Raw genomic sequence first — 17,636 nt, 5'->3', positions numbered from 1 at the left:
CTACTCAAAAGCTATCTTCACATTCCTGAAGTAACGGTAATATTCGATCTTTGTCAGACAAAATAGGATTTGTTACCGGCCATGGAATTGCTAATTCTTTATCGTCCCAAATTACCCCTGAGTCATGATCGGCACTATAATACTCATCTACTTTATACATAACAATAGTATGCGGCACAAGTGTACAAAAACCATGTGCAAATCCTTTTGGCACTAATAATTGCCGATGATTATCCGCGCTTAAAATATATCCTCTCCACTGTTTAAACGTTGGTGAATCTTTTCGTAAATCAACGATAACATCATAGATTGCCCCTTGCATAACTTGAATAAGTTTCGTTTGTGCTTTCGGATTTTTTTGAAAGTGTAATCCCCGAATCGTTCCCGCTTCTGCTGAATAAGAAATATTATCCTGTACAAATGAATACGTAACCCCTAATGTTTCTAGCACCTTCTTATTATAACTTTCAGTAAAAAAGCCACGCTCATCTCCAAATAACCTCGGTTCCAACAATTTTGCGTCGGTAAAGTTTGTTTCTACAACTTTCATATTCTCACCTATTCTCCGTTAAACTGTTTACCAAAGTTTATATCCCGCGCTAACGTATTCGCCCTTTGAAGAGAAACATGAGTTCCCGCATCAGTCCACCAACCACTCATTTCATTATAAGTAAGTACCCCTCGCTTTAAATACCAATTATTGATATCTGTAATTTCAAGTTCTCCCCTTGCGGAAGGTTTTAATTCTTTTATATAAGAAAAGACTTTCGGGTCATACAAATAAATTCCTGTAACTGCATAGGAACTTTTCGGCTCTTTCGGCTTTTCTTCAATTTCAATTATTTTTCGGTTTTGAATATGCGCCACGCCAAATCTCTCCGGATCATCTACAGATTGCAGCAGTACTTTCGCACCTTCTTTTTGAGTTGCAAACTCTTCCACGTACGGACGAATGTCATCTGAAAAGATATTATCCCCTAATATAACTACCATACGATCTTTCCCAACGAAATCTTCACAAAGCCCTAATGCTTGTGCAATTCCGCCAGCCTTATCTTGCACACGATACGTAAAGGACACCCCAAACTCTTGACCGCTTCCTAAAAAACTAACAACATCTCCCATATGCTCTTTACCTGTAATAATCATAATATCTGTAATTTCGCATTGTTTTAGCTTATATACCGCATGATAAATCATTGGATAACGTCCAACAGGAAGCAAATGTTTATTCGTTACTTTCGTTATTGGATATAGCCTCGATCCAGTACCGCCTGCTAAAATAATCCCTTTCACTCTGCATCTCTCCCTTATAATGGAGATAGTATATCTTTATACTGTTCTACAAACACTTTTCGATCTTTCTCATATGTATCCGCATCAAATTCATCTCCGTTATAATGAATACACCATAAATTTGATTGATTTGGGATACCAATTAAATAACCAGCCCTTTGAAACTCTAAAGACTGTGATACATCATAAAAGTGGAACCCTTGAAACAAATCTTCTCGCCACGGAATATCATACTGCGTTGCCATGAATAGGCCATCAATTGCCTGCACCGACATAAAAGATTGGCTTCCATAAAACCCCTGATCTAAATTTAATAATTGATAATTCCGTCTTCTATACTCAATCACTTTCCCTACCAAATTTTTCCCTTCCCACCATATCCCGTTACTCGGTAAAAATTGGGCTCCAGCTACTCCAATTAAGCCAAGCTTTTCATTATCTTTAAAAAGGGAAATAAGTGTATAAAACATCTCTCGATTAATAAGATAAGTATCTTGATGTATATAAACCTTATACTTCGCGGGATATGAAAGTGCTCGGTTATATGCACTTGCCATACTTTTTGCATCTCGTATCGGAAAGATTTGTACGACATAATCAGGGGGAACAAAAAGGTTTCTTATTTGTCTCTCGCATTGTTCAAATAGCTCTTCATTATTTACACAAACAACAACTAATATTGTACGATCCTTCATTTTGTAGCCCCTCTATTCGTCTTGATTTACATCTGACATATAGTTCTCCACAAATATCTTTCTATACTTGTCATAGTTGGTCATATTCACATCAATATGATAGTGAATGCACCACGCATCACGCTGTACAGGAACCCCAACTGTATAGCCAGCTTTTCTAAATTCAAATGACTGAGATACATCATAATAGTCAAACCCATCAAACAAGTCTTCTCGCCACGGAATATCGTATTGCGTTGCCATCAATAAACCGTCGATACATTCCACAGGCATAAATGTTTTTGACTCATGGTACGGCTGTTCTTGAGTTGCCATATAAAATAAATCGTTCATATAACCAATTACTTTCCCAACAACTCCTCTGCCTTCATTCCATATCCCGTTTGGAGGAACATATTGGGCTCCAATCATTCCAATCATTCCAAGATGTTCATGTTCGTTAAATAATTGAAGTAATCCATATAAAAATGCCACATTCATAATGAAAACATCTTGGTGTATATATACTTTATATTTCGCTGGATGCGAAAGCGCTTGATTATATCCGCTCGTCATACTTTTTGCATTCCGAATTGGCATAAATTGTACAATATATCCTGGAGGCACTCCCAATCTCAATATATGCCGCACGCACTGTGCATACATTTTCCGATCATTTATACACGTAACAAATAATATTGTTTTTTCAGCAGCACTCATAACTGCGATTTTTCTGCTTCAATAATATACTGAAATACGACCGTCTCAGCCATGAAGCCACTTCCAAGACGATATTTCTTACAAATTCCATATAACTCCTCAATTAACGGTTCATACATTTTATGATCAATATATACACGATCTACTTTACTAATCGAATATCCTGCTTTTAAAAACATTCGGAGCATTTCATTAAATGTAAAGAAACGAATATGTGTTTTATCTAATAAACCATATTCTGTATACGTCCAATTTCCAGCAAGTAAAGGCGCTAATACTGAAATGTGAGCAACGTTTGGTATACTTGCTAAAATCACACCATTTTCTTTTATATACGGCTTTACTTTTTCTATTACAGCCCACGGATCAAATAAATGCTCTAATACATCCCCAAATATGACGCAATCAAATTGCTCCTTCTCATATGGCATATCCATTGTTTCTATATCACCTAAAACAACATGATCTAGTTTTTCTTTTGCTTTTTCTGCTGCCTCTGGGAATGCCTCGATTCCTGATACACGTGTTCCATTTTCTTTAATAGCCGCTCCCAATGCACCACTCGAGCAACCAATATCAAGAACTTCTTTCCATTCCTTTTTTATATGCTTTAATAAATTCGGATTCACTGCATTATAATAATGCCCGGACTTTTCTTCATATAAAGAATTTTTTTGGGGATTCATTTCACACACTCCTTATGCAAATTGAATTTGAAATATAAACTTCATATGAAGTCTATAAATGTAACCATTACACCGATACTTTACTATATAGCCAATCTATTAGAGTTAGAATCGTGATAAGCCATTTCTAAAAAAAACAACCTATAACGATTTATATTGTTTATCAAAAACACCCCGAAAATATTTGCGGTTATATTCAATTGCAGCATTATTTGGAACATAAGCAGCTGCTAATTCGTTGTAATAATAAGCTTTGTCTTGCTCTCCTAACTTGCTATAACAAATACACATTTGTAAATAGGGAAGCCATGTGTAGCTCGCTGGACTGTGAAAAGGACTCTCTGTTGCCATTGGTACTTCTGTTGCAAGTTTAAACCAAAAAATTGCTTCATTATATTTTTGTTGTTCCATATATATATATCCTATTCTTGTACAATTCTCTCCTCTAGGGACATCATACCGAAACGACTTCACGCAAGATTCAACTGCCTTTTCCCACATTCCAAGCTTTGCATAGCAATCTCCTAACTTGCCACATGCATAAATTTTCTCTTCATACCATCCTTCGTCTTGAATAAGGAATGTTTCATATAGAATAACTGCATCATCATATTTTTGGTTATCCATAGATTCATTCGCATAATAAAATAAATCTCTCGGACTCAATTCTTCTCCAGCTGCTACAGCATTTTGAAAAATTTTCAAATTACGATTTGTTACCTTTTTTTCTTTTTTATGTGTAATAGCAACATTACTACTAAAAGTTTCACCAGAAATAGCTAAATACTCATGAACCTTTCCAAACCATTGAAATTGTTTTTCACGCTTTACAAGTCGATTTCTTTTTGTACAATATAAAGGTTTCCCGTTAGAATCCATTGCAAGATGATAAGGCATCGAAACAGCATCAATTTTAGGATCTAATTCTCTTTTTAAGAGTTTCAATGCTTCTTGAGCATCTTCTAACAATACGTCATCTGCATCTAGCCACAATATATACTCTTGCGTTGCTTTTGAAAAAGAAAAATTTCTTGCTGCCGCAAAATCATTAATCCATGGAAAGTCATATATGTTAGAGGTATATTGAGCTACAATTTCTTTCGTTCGATCAATGGAACCTGTATCAACTATAATAATTTCATCAACGATTTTTTCTACTGCGTCTAAACATCGACCAATTGTATCTTCCTCATCTCGAACAATCATACATAAACTAATTGTAATTCCTTGCTTGTTCAACATAATCACCCTCTTCCAAATCAATCATATGTTATACATACAATAAACTTTCCACTTTTTTAACTTGCACAAGCAGTTTAAGATTTCTTTTCAATAATTCAAATGTCCGTGTCATTTTCTTCCGGTTTTGCATCTACTATATAATGAACGCTTTATGGAGGTGAATTTATGTCAAATAATAATTATTCAGATGGATTAAATCCCGATGAATCTTTATCAGCTAGTGCATTTGACCCTAATCTTGTAGGACCAACATTACCACCAATACCACCGTTTACCCTTCCTACCGGACCTACTGGGCCTACTGGACCTACTGGGCCGACTGGGCCGACTGTACCGACTGGGCCAACTGGGCCAACTGGACCTACTGGGCCTACTGGACCTACTGGGCCGACTGGACCTACTGGACCTACTGGACCTACTGGACCTACTGGTGACACTGGTACTACTGGACCGACCGGGCCGACTGGTGACACTGGCGCTACTGGACCTACTGGGCCGACTGGTGACACTGGCGCTACTGGACCTACTGGGCCAACTGGTGACACTGGCGCTACTGGACCTACTGGGCCAACTGGTGACACTGGCGCTACTGGACCTACTGGGCCAACTGGTGACACTGGCGCTACTGGACCTACTGGGCCAACTGGTGCTACCGGACCTACTGGGCCAACTGGACCATCAGGGCTAGGACTTCCAGCAGGATTGTATGCATTTAACTCCGCTGGGATTTCTTTAGATCTTGGAATTAATGACCCAGTACCATTTAATACTGTTGGATCTCAGTTTGGCACAGCAATTTCTCAATTAGATGCCGATACTTTCGTAATTAGTGAAACTGGATTCTATAAAATCACTGTTATCGTATATACTGCATCCGTAAGTCTATTAGGAGGACTTACAATCCAAGTAAACGGGGTACCTGTACCTGGTACTGGAATGACTTTAATCTCAGTTGGAGCACCTATCGTTGTTCAAGCAATTACGCAAATTACGACAACTCCATCATTAGTTGAAGTAATTGTTACAGGACTTGGATTATCATTAGCTCTTGGTACGAGTGCATCCATTATTATTGAAAAAATCGCTTAATTTTTTACTTGGCAGTAAAACTGATATCAGTTTTACTGCTTTTTCATTGGTAAATTCAATCATTAAATCCTTCTTTTCTACATAGTCATAATGTTGTATGACATTCTTCAGGAGACACTTATATGGAAAATAAATCGGCTGTCCAGCTTTATCTTGAGTTATTAAAGAAAACAATTTTATTTGAAATATGGTTAGAATACGAACCATACTTACCTGCTTCGTTACATATATCTAAAGAACTATCATATGAACCAGTTACGGTTCCACTTCCTTTATTTCTTAAGCAGTATATAGAAAATCACAATTTAAAAATCGTTAATCCTAACGTTTCAAACAATGAGCGTCAAGGTGGCAAGGATTGGCCAAGAGCTGCACACAGTATGGTTGGTCGAAAACGTATGAATCAATTACAAGAGGCGATGGAAACTGTAGTCAGGGAAAATATAGAAGGCGATTTTATTGAAACTGGTGTATGGCGCGGAGGATCATGCATTTTTATGAATGGGTTTTTACAAGCAAACAATATTAAGGATCGTACTGTATGGGTGGCCGATTCGTTTGAAGGTCTGCCCGCACCTAACTTAGAACAATATCCGAAAGATTACGGTGATTATTTGCACACATTCGATTACTTACGAGTTTCTTTAGAAACAGTGCAAGAAAACTTTAGAAAATATGATTTATTAAATGATCAGGTGAAATTTTTAAAGGGTTGGTTTAAAGATACATTGCCTTCAGCACCGGTAGAAAAAATTGCAATTGCTCGCCTTGACGGTGATATGTATGAATCAACGATGGATAGTCTTGTAAATTTATATGATAAAGTTTCAACAGGCGGCTTTATTATTATTGATGATTATGGATTGATAACATGCGCAGAGGCTGTAACAGATTTCAGAAGTGAAAGAAACATAAAAGCTCCTATGACTCAAATTGATGATTTCGGTATTTATTGGCGAAAAGAATAGAATACAATTTTATTCTTTTGAGGGGTTCTATCACACTACTGATTCATAAGAACCAATCGTGTAACGTTCCCCTCACTATAAATGATTAACTTATATATGCAATAAAAATCTCTTACTTTACTACAAGGACGGAGTGAATGTATGAACGAAAATGAGAAAAAAATCACATTAATTCCCCCCCCAGAACTCGTTCAATATGTAGGTGGTGACTTTGAAGAAGTTGGAAAAGAGTTTATGCAGTATTTTATTGAAATTGGCAATTTAAAATCAAATGAAACAGTGTTAGATGTAGGCTGTGGTATCGGCCGAATGGCGGTTCCATTAATGAACTATTTAAGCGATGATGGTACTTATTATGGATTTGACTTATTTAATAAGGGAATTACATGGTGCAAAAATAACATTTCAACACGCCGTAACAATTTCCATTTTGAACATGTCGATATATATAACCAATTCTACAATCCCGATGGAAAAGAAGATGCTTCCCAATACAAGTTTCCATATGAAGATGAATCATTCGATTTTATTTTTTTAACGTCTGTATTTACCCATCTCCTTCCGAAAGAATTAGAACATTACGTATGCGAGATTGCACGAGTTCTGAAAAAAGATGGGAGATGTTTTATTACTTTCTTTTTAATTAATCCTGAATCTTCCTATTACTTAAATGCAGGACTAAGTACGTTAGGTTTTTATCATCAAATTGACAATTGTTATGTTCTAAATAAAGATATCCCGAATTTCGCAGTTGCCTATCCTGAGGAAGATATTCGCACTCTATTAAATAAATATGGGCTAGAAGTACAGACTCCTCCCCATTATGGTTCATGGTGTGGCAGAACTGAACACACCAGTTATCAAGATATTATTCTTACACAAAAAAATTCTGAAAGGTAGTTGTATATGAATAATATAAAAAATCCACCTCTCGTTTCCATCCTTATTCCCACCTATAATCGACCATATTATTTTAAAATTGCTTTAGAAAGTGCATTAGCGCAAACGTATTCAAATATTGAAATTATTGTAGGGGACGATAGTACAAATAATGAAACAGAAAAATTAATATACAGACATTATTTACATAAGCATAAACATATAACGTACATTCGAAATGCCTCTACTCTAGGACAATTTCATAACGCCCTTATGCTCTTAGAACAGTCAAATGGAGAGTACATAAATTTCTTAATGGACGATGATACATTTTATAATAATAAAATCGAAAAAATGATGTTTTATTTCCAACAAGACCTCAATAAAAATCTCGCACTTATCACATCCTATCGCACTTGGATTGATGATAATGGAGATATAATTGAACAACATCCCTCCATGAAAAAATTATATGATGAAGATACTCTACTAAATGGGAAAGATTTTGGAAACCGTATGCTTATGGCAGGACAAAATATTATCGGTGAGCCTACAATCGTACTCTTTAGAAAAAGCCTATTAACGGAACCTTTCGGCACTTTAAATGGCAGAAAATATGGTTGTAGTGTTGATATGGCCTCTTGGATCAGTTTACTTTCAAAAGGTGATGCGATGTATATAGCTGAGCCCTTAAGTTCATTCCGTCTTCATACTGGACAGCAAGTACGTCACAAATTCCTTGAGGGCTGTGAAGATTTTTCTCAGCTCGTTTTAACCTCGAAAAAGTATGGTTTCTTACAAGACGCCAAATATTATAAAAAAGGTTTGATAAGAGCTTACGGATGGTATAAAAATGCGACCAAATTTTACGATCTATTTCCAAACCTCATTCCAGATAAAAATACACATGCACGACTTTCTTATTGTTTAAATATCATTACAAAAGAGCTCCGTGCAATATAGTCCATCACAAGGGAGGAGCTATTCCTTCCTCGTGATGTATGACTTCCTACAAATAGTGGAATAAATGTATGAATAGTCTGCTTGTATATTATTTTTTTCATGACATGATCCATATACTTACTAGGCGATAGAAAGGAATACATACATTGAAAGATCCAAATTCTCAATATCAAATAGACTACGTATTACTATTCATCTTATTTGCCATTGGGACTGTTAGTTGCTTTGCAATTGCAAGTGCACAAGCCTCTTTACCACCATTTTTGCAAAATGTAAATTTTGTATTAAAGCAAATCCAATGGTACTTCATTGGATTTATAGCCATCGGTTTTATTATGATTATCGATTTCGATCGTTATCAAAAAATTGCTTGGTATTTATATAGCTTTGCATTGGTACTACTAATTGGACTAGAACTTCAAGTACCAGGTGCCGTTACAATAAAAGGTGCGACCGCTTGGTACAGGCTTCCAGGCATCGGAAATTTCCAGCCTTCTGAAATTATGAAATTGTTTTTAATTATCGTCACCGGACGAATTATAGCAAATCACAATGAGAAACATTTTTTCCGAACAATACACGGCGATTTTTTATTACTCGGAAAAATATGTGCAACAAGTTTGCCACCCCTACTACTTATTGCAAAGGAACCTGATTTAGGAAACACAATGGTAATTTCCGCTATGCTCGCAGCAATGATACTAGTTTCTGGTATACGTTGGCGTTTTATTTTCGGATTAGTTTCTGGTATTTTTGTAGCTGGCGTTACATTAACGTATATTTTTTTTACTCATACAAAATTCTTTAAAGCACACATTTTACAAGAATATCAACTAAATCGCTTCTACGGCTGGTTAGCGCCATACAAATATGATGCGCAAGGCTATCAATTAAGACAAGCTTTCTTAGCTACTGGATCAGGGGAAATGCAAGGAAAAGGTTGGGAAAATGGACAAGTATACTTTCCAGAACCACATACAGATTTTATTTTCACCAATGTCGCTGAGCAATTCGGCTTTTTAGGTGCAAGTGTCATTATTTCACTTTTTTTCCTACTTATTTTCCGCATGATTCATATCGCTTTAGAAAGTAATGACCCTTTCGGCAGTTACATCTGTGCTGGTACAATCGGAATGTTTACCTTTCAAGTATTTCAAAATATCGGGATGACCATCGGATTACTACCTATTACAGGAATTACATTACCCCTTATGAGCTACGGAGGAAGTTCTTTACTCACATACATGATAGCGATTGGATTCGTTTTAAACGTTCGCTCAAGAACGAAAATCTTTATGTTTAAATGACGAGCAAAAACAGTATATTTTTATCTCTATCCTTTTTTAGATATACTAATGAAAAATATGGTGGAGGTTTAAATATGAAATTTGACATTATAGGGGATATTCATGGATGCTTTCAAGAGTTTCAAGATTTAACGACGAAACTCGGATACAACTGGAATAGTGACCTGCCGTTTCACCCTGACCAACGTAAGCTTGCTTTTGTTGGTGATATTACAGATCGCGGCCCTCATTCATTACGTATGATTGAAATTGTATGGGAACTTGTCATAAATAAAAAAGTAGCTTATTACGCTCCGGGAAATCACTGTAATAAACTATACCGTTTTTTCCTTGGGCGTAATGTGACAATCGCTCATGGACTCGAAACAACTGTTGCCGAATATGAAGCACTGCCTTCTCATAAACAAAACATTATAAAAGAAAAATTCATCACACTTTATGAGCAATCCCCTTTATATCACGTACTCGATGAGAAAAGGTTAATTGTATGTCACGCTGGAATTCGGCAAGATTACATAGGAAGACAAGATAAAAAAGTACAGACCTTTGTATTATATGGCGATATTACAGGAGAAAAACATGCTGACGGCTCTCCTGTCCGTCGCGACTGGGCACAAGAATATAAAGGAAAAGCTTGGATTGTATATGGACATACACCCGTTAAAGAACCTCGCTTCGTAAATCATACAGTCAATATTGACACTGGCGCTGTATTTGGTGGCAAACTAACCGGACTACGTTATCCTGAGATGGAGACCGTTTCCGTCCCTTCTTCCCTGTCTTTTGTCCCTGAGAAATTTCGCCCAATTTCATAACGGCCCTTATTTAGATATCATTCACAAATTACGAGGATTACCGTATCATTTAGGCGGCTCTCCTATAAAAACTAGGTAAAGTAATTAAAAAAAGATGCAATAAAGTGCATCTTTTTTTAATTACACGGCATATACTGTCGCAGGAGGTGACAGAATGAAGAAAAAATCTTCTAAACAAAAAAGAAAATGCCCGCCTTTTTATCTACCCATGTACGGAATTAACAACTGGTGCAGCATTCGAGCTGCAGCTTTAGAAGAACCGGACGGACAAGGGGCTTCCCCCAAAAACAAAGCTAAACCAAAATATGTCTCTTTAGAAAATGCTGTAATGAGCCGCATAATCGATAATAGAAAAACAAAGATGCAGCAAAAAAATAAACCTCTCTCTACTCACACTGAACAGGTTGTGCCTTCTGAGCAAACAGAGAAAAATACAGAAGAAGACATCCCTGTAGCAATAAATAAAAAAGCAGAATCAGAAATTCCAGCTGATATTATAAATCAAGTGAAAAAAATAAGAGAAGCATTAGCACCATCCAATGATATACAAACAGAAAAAACGATTATAATTCAAACTCCTACACCTGAAAATACAAAAGTAAAAAAAGGGGGACGATATGCACATGCAGAGGGGCTTCACTCTAATGCAGAGGGTACAGCTTCACATGCAGAAGGACTTCTTACACACGCAAAAGCTTCTTTCTCTCATGCGGAAGGATCAAAAACGAAAGCAACTGGACATAGTTCCCATAGTGAAGGAAGTGAAACGACAGCAGGTGGCTCTTATTCTCATGCGGAAGGTAAACATACAATCGCTTTAGGCGAAGCAGCACATGCAGAAGGAACCGCGACTATCGCTAACGGATTCTCTTCTCATGCGGAAGGTAATCATACATCAACAGCTCATTTTGCAGGTAGCCATATTATGGGGCGCTTCGGCACAGCAGAAGAATCTTATTCTTGGTTTATTGCAAACGGCACAAATGAAACCGATCATAATATCGGTGCAAAGTGGCTTGCTCATAATGGGGAAATGTATATTGATGGCGCTTCTTACAATGCAAGTGGAACTGATTTTGCACAAATGTTTGAAACAACAGACAATCATTTTATTGATGTAGGTTATTTCGTTACATTTAGTAGCGAAGAAAAAATTCGGATCGCTACTTCAAACGATTCATTCATTTTAGGAATATCTAGTGCAACCCCCGCCCTTATAGGAAATAGCGGTGCTTTAAGTTGGCAAAAACGCTATAAAACAGATAACTTTGGAAAACGCCAATATGTACGTACGGAATCGCAAGACATACAACCTCTTTTAAATACAGAATGGGATCCAACTTGCAAATATATAGCAAGAAAAGATCGTACCGAGTGGCTTCCTGTCGGATTAATTGGACAAATGTTAGTACGCGATGACGGCACTTGCGAAACGCATGGATATTGTCGTCCAAATAACGATGGCATTGCTACAAAATCCGAAAGTGGCTTTTTCGTTATAAAGCGCACGGGTGAAAATCAAATTTTAATATTATTCCGCTAAGAAAAAGGGAACAAAATTCTTCGTTACATAAGAATTTTGTTCCCTTTTTAAGTATGCCTTAATACCTCTTCCATATCGCTTGGAATCGTTGTAGTGAAAGACATTTCCTTCTCTAAAATAGGATGATAAAACGTCAAAGATGTACTATGAAGTGCTTGACGTTTTATCACATCTCTTCTTCCTCCATATAAATCATCACCAAGTAACGGATGGCCTATATGAGCCATATGTACACGAATTTGATGCGTTCTTCCGGTCTCAAGCTCAAGTGATACATGCGTCTTATGATTGGCGCTATCCATCACTCTAAAATGAGTAACTGCTCTTTGCCCATTTTCACAAACGGTTCGCTCAATAATGCTATCCGATTTTCGTCCAATCGGTGCATCAATCGTTCCTTCTCGTTCTATCATCTCACCGTGAACAATTGCTTCATATGTTCTTTTCACAGCTTTTTGTTGATGCTGTTTCGATAAAAGATGATGCACGAAACGATTTTTTGCAATAAGCATAAGCCCTGAAGTATCACGATCTAATCTTGTTACGATGTGCACCGTACTTGCAAGATGCTGCTTATCATAATGAGATAAGAGCGCATTCGCAACACTCCCTGCCGGATGTTCTCTAGACGGAATCGTTGACATGTTCGCCTCTTTGTTTATGACAAGAACCGCATCATCTTCATATACAATACATAAAGGGATATCTTCTGCAATCATCCCTTCACTTCTTTCTTCCACTGGAAAAAAGACACGTAATTCTTCACCAGCTTGCAACTGATGACGAACACTGGCATGTTGATTATTTACTTCAATAGCTCCGCCGCGAAATTTTATATCCGTTAAGGCGGCTTTAGAAATCCCTTTTGTTTTTAAAAATTCTCTAACTAAAGTTCCCTCTTCAGCCGATTCTATATCCCATTTCAATGTAAATCTGTTCAAATATATAAACCCTTTCTATTTATCTGCAACAAACGAGTCACGAACTCGTTTCCAGAACGGGAACGGACGGAAACGAACAAATCGTACTTTCTCGTTTGCAACGCGATACTGGATTGATTTCACATCTTGATGAACCATCGTTAAATGGTCCACCGTAATTTGTAAGTTCATTCCTGCAGCCGGCTTCAACACACATGTATGATGCTTCGGCAATACGAGTGGCGAGCCTACAGTACGAAACACACGGTTATTAATAGATGCCATTTCTGCAATTTGAATCGCTTCAATAGAAGGGTGAATAATCGCTCCGCCAAGCGCCTTATTATACGCAGTACTTCCCGAAGGAGTAGAAATACAAAGGCCATCCCCGCGGAACGTTTCAAAGTACTCTCCGCGTATTTCCACTTCTGTTACTAATGTACCTTCCGCACTTTTAACAGTTGCTTCATTCATCGCCAAATACTGTGACTCTTTACTCCCATTCACATAGCGAATAATCACTTCTAAAAGCGGATATTCCACCACTTGGAATGGTGTTTTAGCAATTGCAATTACTAATTTCTCTACTTCTGTCGGTAACCAATCTGCATAGAAACCTAAATGCCCTGTATGTACACCAACAAATGCTGTTTCATCCAATCGATTATAATAACGATGAAATGCATATAAAAGCGTTCCATCTCCCCCAACAGAAATTACAATATCGGGTTCCTTTTCATCCATTATAAATCCAAAATCTAGCAAGTATTCTTTCATCGTGCTTGCCAGTGTATCTGATGATTGATCTCCCTTTGACATAATTGTAAATTTCATCGCCCAACACCCTTTAGTTTATGATTCGGAATCTTTCGTTTCTTGTTTTCTTGAAAAAGCTTTCTGCGCTTCTTGAATCTCAAGACGAATAGAAGACATTTCTTCATCTAATAAAAACGCCGCTTCCGCTGCGCGTTGCAAGCGTATTTTAATATCTTCAGGAAAACGTCCACTATATTTATAATTTAAAGAATGCTCAATTGTTGCCCAAAAATTCATTGCTAACGTGCGTATTTGGATTTCTACCAATACTTTTTTTTCTCCCTGAATCGTTTGAACGGGGTAACTAATGACAACGTGATAAGAGCGATAGCCGCTATCTTTCTTTTGCGTGACATAATCACGTTCTTCCACGATTTCAAAGTCATTTCGTTTTCGAAGATATTCTACAACAGGCTTAATCTCATCAACAAATTGACACATCATTCGAAGGCCCGCGATGTCTTGCATATCTTCTCTCAGCCGGTCTAACGGTACATTTCTCTTCTCCGCTTTATCAATAATACTAGCAACCGACTTTACCCTTCCTGTTACAAACTCAATTGGAGAATGCTCTGTTAACATTGCAAATTGAGTACGCATTCCTTTTAGTTTCACTTTCAGCTCTGCCACCGCTTGATGGTAAGGTGCTAAAAATTCTTCCCAATTTCGATTCATTTCAACCACCACCAAAATCAATCCATTTGCTTATAGAAATACTTTTTCTACAGCAGTTACTAGTTCTTCTCCGTAATTTGCATTACCTTCAATATTTTCAACTAAATATTCTACTTCTTCTTTTAAATTTTCTAATTCCATTTCAACGTCGTTCACACGAACGAACATTGCTATATCGTTATTCATCGCTTCATGCATTGCTTCCCAGCACGTGTGCGGAATACTTACATAAATGAAAGATGATTCGTTTTCTAAAATATATAAAAATGATAAATTGTCTGAGTCTACAAGTACGTGATTACGCGCACTTAACTCCTTTACCTCTATTTCATTATTTTCCGCACAAAAAATAAGCGCATTCTCTCTCTTTTCTACGCTCTTAACTTGAATTTTATTTTGCATGCTCTAACTCCTCCATCTCAACTTCCTGTCTTACTTAACAGTATTATTGTATCATAACATGGACGCAAACAAATAAAACATTGAACCAAATTTATGAAAAAGCGATAATGTGTAAAGAATTATTTTTTAAAAGGAGCGCGCATACAATGACACAAGAAATTGAAATTGAATTTAAAAATATTGTTACAGAAGAAGAATTCGATACATTATGTAAATCATTCTCTATTGAGGTATTTACGAAACAGGTGAATCACTACTTTGAAACACCGGGCTTCTCGTTAAAAGAAGCTGGCTCTGCACTTCGTATTCGTCATAAAGGAGAAACTTATACATTAACATTGAAACAACCTGCAGAAGTCGGCTTGTTAGAAACGCATCAAATCGTAACAGAAGACGAAGCAAGAATGATGATGAAAACAAACGTAATCATTCCAGGGGCTGTAATGGATCAACTACACAAATTACAAATTCCTGTTTCCACTTTAACTTATATGGGTAGTTTAACAACTGAAAGAGCCGAAACACTATTTGAAGGCGGAACGCTTGTCTTTGATCATAGTTTCTATTACAATCACGATGATTATGAAATTGAATTTGAAGTGCAAGATGAAGAAACAGGAAAAGCTGCATTTATTCATTTATTAAAACAGCACGACATACCAATCCGTCATACAAATAATAAAGTAAAACGCTTTTTCCTTGCCAAACAAAACAAAGCACGCTAAAGTGAAAATTCCACTAGTGAATACGTTCTACTAGTGGATATATCTCACTTTTTAAAAGGAAAAGATTCTTTTACATTTGAAAAATAAGCAAAGAGCGTTATGAAGGCTGTTTATTTGCCCTCTAGAACATTCCATTGCTACAATAGATATACATTTCATGGAAAAAGGAGTTTATAAAGGATGAGCAAGCAACCGATGACACCATTTGAAGCAATTGGCGGTGAACAATGCATTGCAATATTAGTAGACACGTTTTATTCCTATGTCAGTAAACACCCTGACCTATCTCCCATCTTCCCGGATGATTTAACAGAAACCGCTAGGAAGCAGAAACAATTTTTAACGCAATATTTAGGTGGTCCTAATTTGTACACTGAAGAACATGGTCATCCTATGTTAAGAGCACGCCATCTTCCGTTTGAGATTACTCCAAAACGAGCAGAGGCTTGGCTATCATGTATGGAGCAAGCAATGGATGACACAGGAGTGCACGGTCATATAAGAGAGTTCGTTTTTGAACGTTTAGCGTTAACTGCTCAGCATATGGTTAATACTCCAAACGAAACAGGTGAAGTGTAATGGATAAGCAGGAAGCAACGCATATAAATATGCCATCTCCTTCCGCATGTGAGCATAAGTCTGTAGAAGCATATTTATTTATTGATCCACTTTGTAAAGATTGCTGGGAAATTGAGCCCTTTATTATTAAACTATGGCTTGAATACGGGAAATACTTCTCTATTCGTCATATCGTAACAGGAAAAGTGGACGGAACGAACGCTTCCTCACACAAATGGAATAAACCTGCTAATATTCGATTTGTGTGGGAAAAGACAACAAGTTTACAAGGTTTTTCATGTGATGGAAAGGTACATATGCAAGAAGCATCGTCAACACCATATTTAGTTTCGATGGCAATTAAGGCAGCGGAGTTACAGGGCCGAAAAGCAGGTTCGAAGTTTTTGCGAAAACTCCAAGAATACATTTTCCTTGAAAATGTATCAAACCCTGACTGTGAATTATTACTTGCATGTGCAAGAGATAGCGATATCGATGTAGAAGAATTTAAAAAAGACCTACATTCCGCTAGCGCAAAAAAGGCTTTCCAATGTGACTTGAAATTTACAAATGAGATGCATATTACAGAAATACCTTCTCTCGTATTCTTTCATGCGAATTCAGATGAAGAAGGTATTAAAATCGCTGGAACTTATTCCTACGACGTATACGTACAATTATTGAAAGAACTTGTAAAATGTGAAATCGAGCCAGAACCATTACCACCTTTAGAAGTGTTACTAGAAGCAACGCAATTTATATCTTCAAAAGAAGTAGCATTTATATATGACTGCTCGCAGCAAGAGATCGAGCGTGAACTGAAAAAATTACAACTGAAACGAAAAGTACAAATGATTGACGTAAAATGTGAACGTTATTGGAAATGGATAGCAAAAGAAAAAGACCTGGTGTAAAACACCAGGTCTTTTTCTTTACGGCTTATAAAAATATTAAAGGGGATGGGAGAAATTTTCACGTTCAAACAAAGGGGTATATGTTTGTATGTGAATTCGTTCACGCTTATTATATTACAAGATTCGACGTCAGATGACAACCCCTTTTGTCGAATTTCACACTTTTGTCACATTCTAAACGTTTTCATTTCTGAATAAGCTATAAAAAAGCTATTTTGGAGGTGTTCCGTATGAAAAAAACGTATATTTCACTTATCTTACTAGCTGTCATCGTTTCTTTTTTCTTGTACATCCTCTCTCTACTACAAGCTTTTCCTAAAATTATTGCCTTCCCTCTTTTATTTGGAGTCATTGTCATCGCTCTCTCTTATTTCAACCATAAAAAACGATTTAAAGGTTTTTAACTACAAAAATCACCTGTAAAACTGCCTTCTAATTTAGAAA

Annotated in this window: 21 protein-coding genes; 11 read left to right on the top strand and 10 right to left on the bottom strand. The window is 36.8% G+C overall.

The window, feature by feature from the left end; all coding sequences use genetic code 11:
* Positions 1-4: 4 nt before the first annotated feature.
* From rfbC to QCI41_RS24400, 6 genes are all read right to left on the bottom strand, one after another.
* On the bottom strand, positions 5-550 hold the full coding sequence (gene rfbC / locus QCI41_RS24425) for a dTDP-4-dehydrorhamnose 3,5-epimerase (RefSeq protein WP_088082774.1): 546 nt from the start codon (positions 548-550) through the stop codon (positions 5-7).
* An 8-nt stretch (positions 551-558) separates the two neighbouring features.
* Positions 559-1,296 (bottom strand): sugar phosphate nucleotidyltransferase, encoded by a 738-nt coding sequence (locus QCI41_RS24420; protein ID WP_060489356.1) that lies wholly within the window; start codon positions 1,294-1,296, stop codon positions 559-561.
* Between the two features lie 14 nt (positions 1,297-1,310).
* Entirely contained in the window at positions 1,311-1,991 is a 681-nt protein-coding gene (locus QCI41_RS24415; RefSeq protein WP_353836446.1) for a glycosyltransferase family protein, read from the bottom strand.
* 12 nt (positions 1,992-2,003) lie between these two features.
* A complete protein-coding gene (locus QCI41_RS24410; RefSeq protein ID WP_001271201.1) occupies positions 2,004-2,690 on the bottom strand; it encodes a glycosyltransferase family protein in 687 nt (228 codons plus the stop codon).
* A complete protein-coding gene (locus QCI41_RS24405) occupies positions 2,687-3,376 on the bottom strand; it encodes a class I SAM-dependent methyltransferase (protein ID WP_353836447.1) in 690 nt (229 codons plus the stop codon). The genes QCI41_RS24410 and QCI41_RS24405 overlap by 4 nt, the downstream gene beginning before the upstream one ends.
* 141 nt (positions 3,377-3,517) lie before the next feature.
* Positions 3,518-4,618, bottom strand: coding sequence for a glycosyltransferase (locus tag QCI41_RS24400; RefSeq protein WP_353836448.1), 1,101 nt, complete (start codon positions 4,616-4,618; stop codon positions 3,518-3,520).
* A gap of 165 nt (positions 4,619-4,783) precedes the next feature.
* Between QCI41_RS24400 and QCI41_RS24395 the strand changes: the two genes are divergently transcribed.
* The 7 genes from QCI41_RS24395 (at position 4,784) to QCI41_RS24365 (ending at position 12,182) form a co-directional block, all read left to right on the top strand.
* Positions 4,784-5,707 carry a BclA C-terminal domain-containing protein gene (locus QCI41_RS24395; protein WP_353836449.1) on the top strand — a complete coding sequence of 308 codons (924 nt, stop codon included), beginning with the start codon at positions 4,784-4,786 and terminating at the stop codon, positions 5,705-5,707.
* 122 nt (positions 5,708-5,829) lie between these two features.
* Positions 5,830-6,675, top strand: a complete 846-nt coding sequence (locus QCI41_RS24390) for a TylF/MycF family methyltransferase (RefSeq protein ID WP_140968871.1) — start codon at positions 5,830-5,832, stop codon at positions 6,673-6,675.
* A 141-nt stretch (positions 6,676-6,816) separates the two neighbouring features.
* Positions 6,817-7,575 (top strand): class I SAM-dependent methyltransferase, encoded by a 759-nt coding sequence (locus QCI41_RS24385; protein WP_353836450.1) that lies wholly within the window; start codon positions 6,817-6,819, stop codon positions 7,573-7,575.
* Positions 7,576-7,581: 6 nt separating this feature from the next.
* Positions 7,582-8,517, top strand: coding sequence for a glycosyltransferase family 2 protein (locus tag QCI41_RS24380; protein WP_353836451.1), 936 nt, complete (start codon positions 7,582-7,584; stop codon positions 8,515-8,517).
* Between the two features lie 146 nt (positions 8,518-8,663).
* On the top strand, positions 8,664-9,824 hold the full coding sequence (locus QCI41_RS24375; protein WP_087984739.1) for an FtsW/RodA/SpoVE family cell cycle protein: 1,161 nt from the start codon (positions 8,664-8,666) through the stop codon (positions 9,822-9,824).
* Between the two features lie 74 nt (positions 9,825-9,898).
* Entirely contained in the window at positions 9,899-10,639 is a 741-nt protein-coding gene (gene prpE, locus QCI41_RS24370; RefSeq protein WP_088062473.1) for a bis(5'-nucleosyl)-tetraphosphatase PrpE, read from the top strand.
* Between the two features lie 154 nt (positions 10,640-10,793).
* Positions 10,794-12,182, top strand: coding sequence for a peptidase G2 autoproteolytic cleavage domain-containing protein (locus tag QCI41_RS24365; RefSeq protein ID WP_353836452.1), 1,389 nt, complete (start codon positions 10,794-10,796; stop codon positions 12,180-12,182).
* 47 nt (positions 12,183-12,229) lie between these two features.
* Here QCI41_RS24365 and QCI41_RS24360 read toward each other — a convergent pair whose 3' ends face one another.
* The 4 genes from QCI41_RS24360 to QCI41_RS24345 are packed head-to-tail and all read right to left on the bottom strand — an operon-like array spanning position 12,230 to position 14,995.
* Positions 12,230-13,123, bottom strand: a complete 894-nt coding sequence (locus tag QCI41_RS24360) for an RluA family pseudouridine synthase (protein ID WP_353836453.1) — start codon at positions 13,121-13,123, stop codon at positions 12,230-12,232.
* Between the two features lie 15 nt (positions 13,124-13,138).
* Complete coding sequence (locus QCI41_RS24355) at positions 13,139-13,936, bottom strand: NAD kinase (protein ID WP_000673190.1); 798 nt, start codon at positions 13,934-13,936, stop codon at positions 13,139-13,141.
* An 18-nt stretch (positions 13,937-13,954) separates the two neighbouring features.
* The gene (gene yjbM / locus QCI41_RS24350; RefSeq protein ID WP_001081480.1) at positions 13,955-14,593 is read right to left on the bottom strand and encodes a GTP diphosphokinase; all 639 of its coding nucleotides are present in this window, start codon (positions 14,591-14,593) and stop codon (positions 13,955-13,957) included.
* 30 nt (positions 14,594-14,623) lie between these two features.
* Entirely contained in the window at positions 14,624-14,995 is a 372-nt protein-coding gene (locus QCI41_RS24345) for a UPF0738 family protein (protein ID WP_060489335.1), read from the bottom strand.
* A 146-nt stretch (positions 14,996-15,141) separates the two neighbouring features.
* On the opposite strand from QCI41_RS24345, the gene QCI41_RS24340 reads away from it, so the two are divergent.
* The 4 genes from QCI41_RS24340 (at position 15,142) to QCI41_RS24325 (ending at position 17,596) form a co-directional block, all read left to right on the top strand.
* Positions 15,142-15,720, top strand: a complete 579-nt coding sequence (locus QCI41_RS24340; RefSeq protein ID WP_000191103.1) for a CYTH domain-containing protein — start codon at positions 15,142-15,144, stop codon at positions 15,718-15,720.
* A gap of 180 nt (positions 15,721-15,900) precedes the next feature.
* On the top strand, positions 15,901-16,299 hold the full coding sequence (locus QCI41_RS24335) for a globin domain-containing protein (protein WP_000043382.1): 399 nt from the start codon (positions 15,901-15,903) through the stop codon (positions 16,297-16,299).
* Positions 16,299-17,192, top strand: a complete 894-nt coding sequence (locus QCI41_RS24330; protein ID WP_000360672.1) for a ClpXP adapter SpxH family protein — start codon at positions 16,299-16,301, stop codon at positions 17,190-17,192. The genes QCI41_RS24335 and QCI41_RS24330 overlap by 1 nt, the downstream gene beginning before the upstream one ends.
* A 230-nt stretch (positions 17,193-17,422) precedes the next feature.
* A complete protein-coding gene (locus tag QCI41_RS24325; protein WP_098152024.1) occupies positions 17,423-17,596 on the top strand; it encodes a hypothetical protein in 174 nt (57 codons plus the stop codon).
* Positions 17,597-17,636 lie beyond the last annotated feature (40 nt).

Origin of the sequence: Bacillus cereus group sp. MG4 (assembly GCF_040460055.1) — a bacterium.
GTDB lineage: Bacteria > Bacillota > Bacilli > Bacillales > Bacillaceae_G > Bacillus_A > Bacillus_A wiedmannii.
This window is presented reverse-complemented; position numbering and strand designations above follow the sequence as displayed.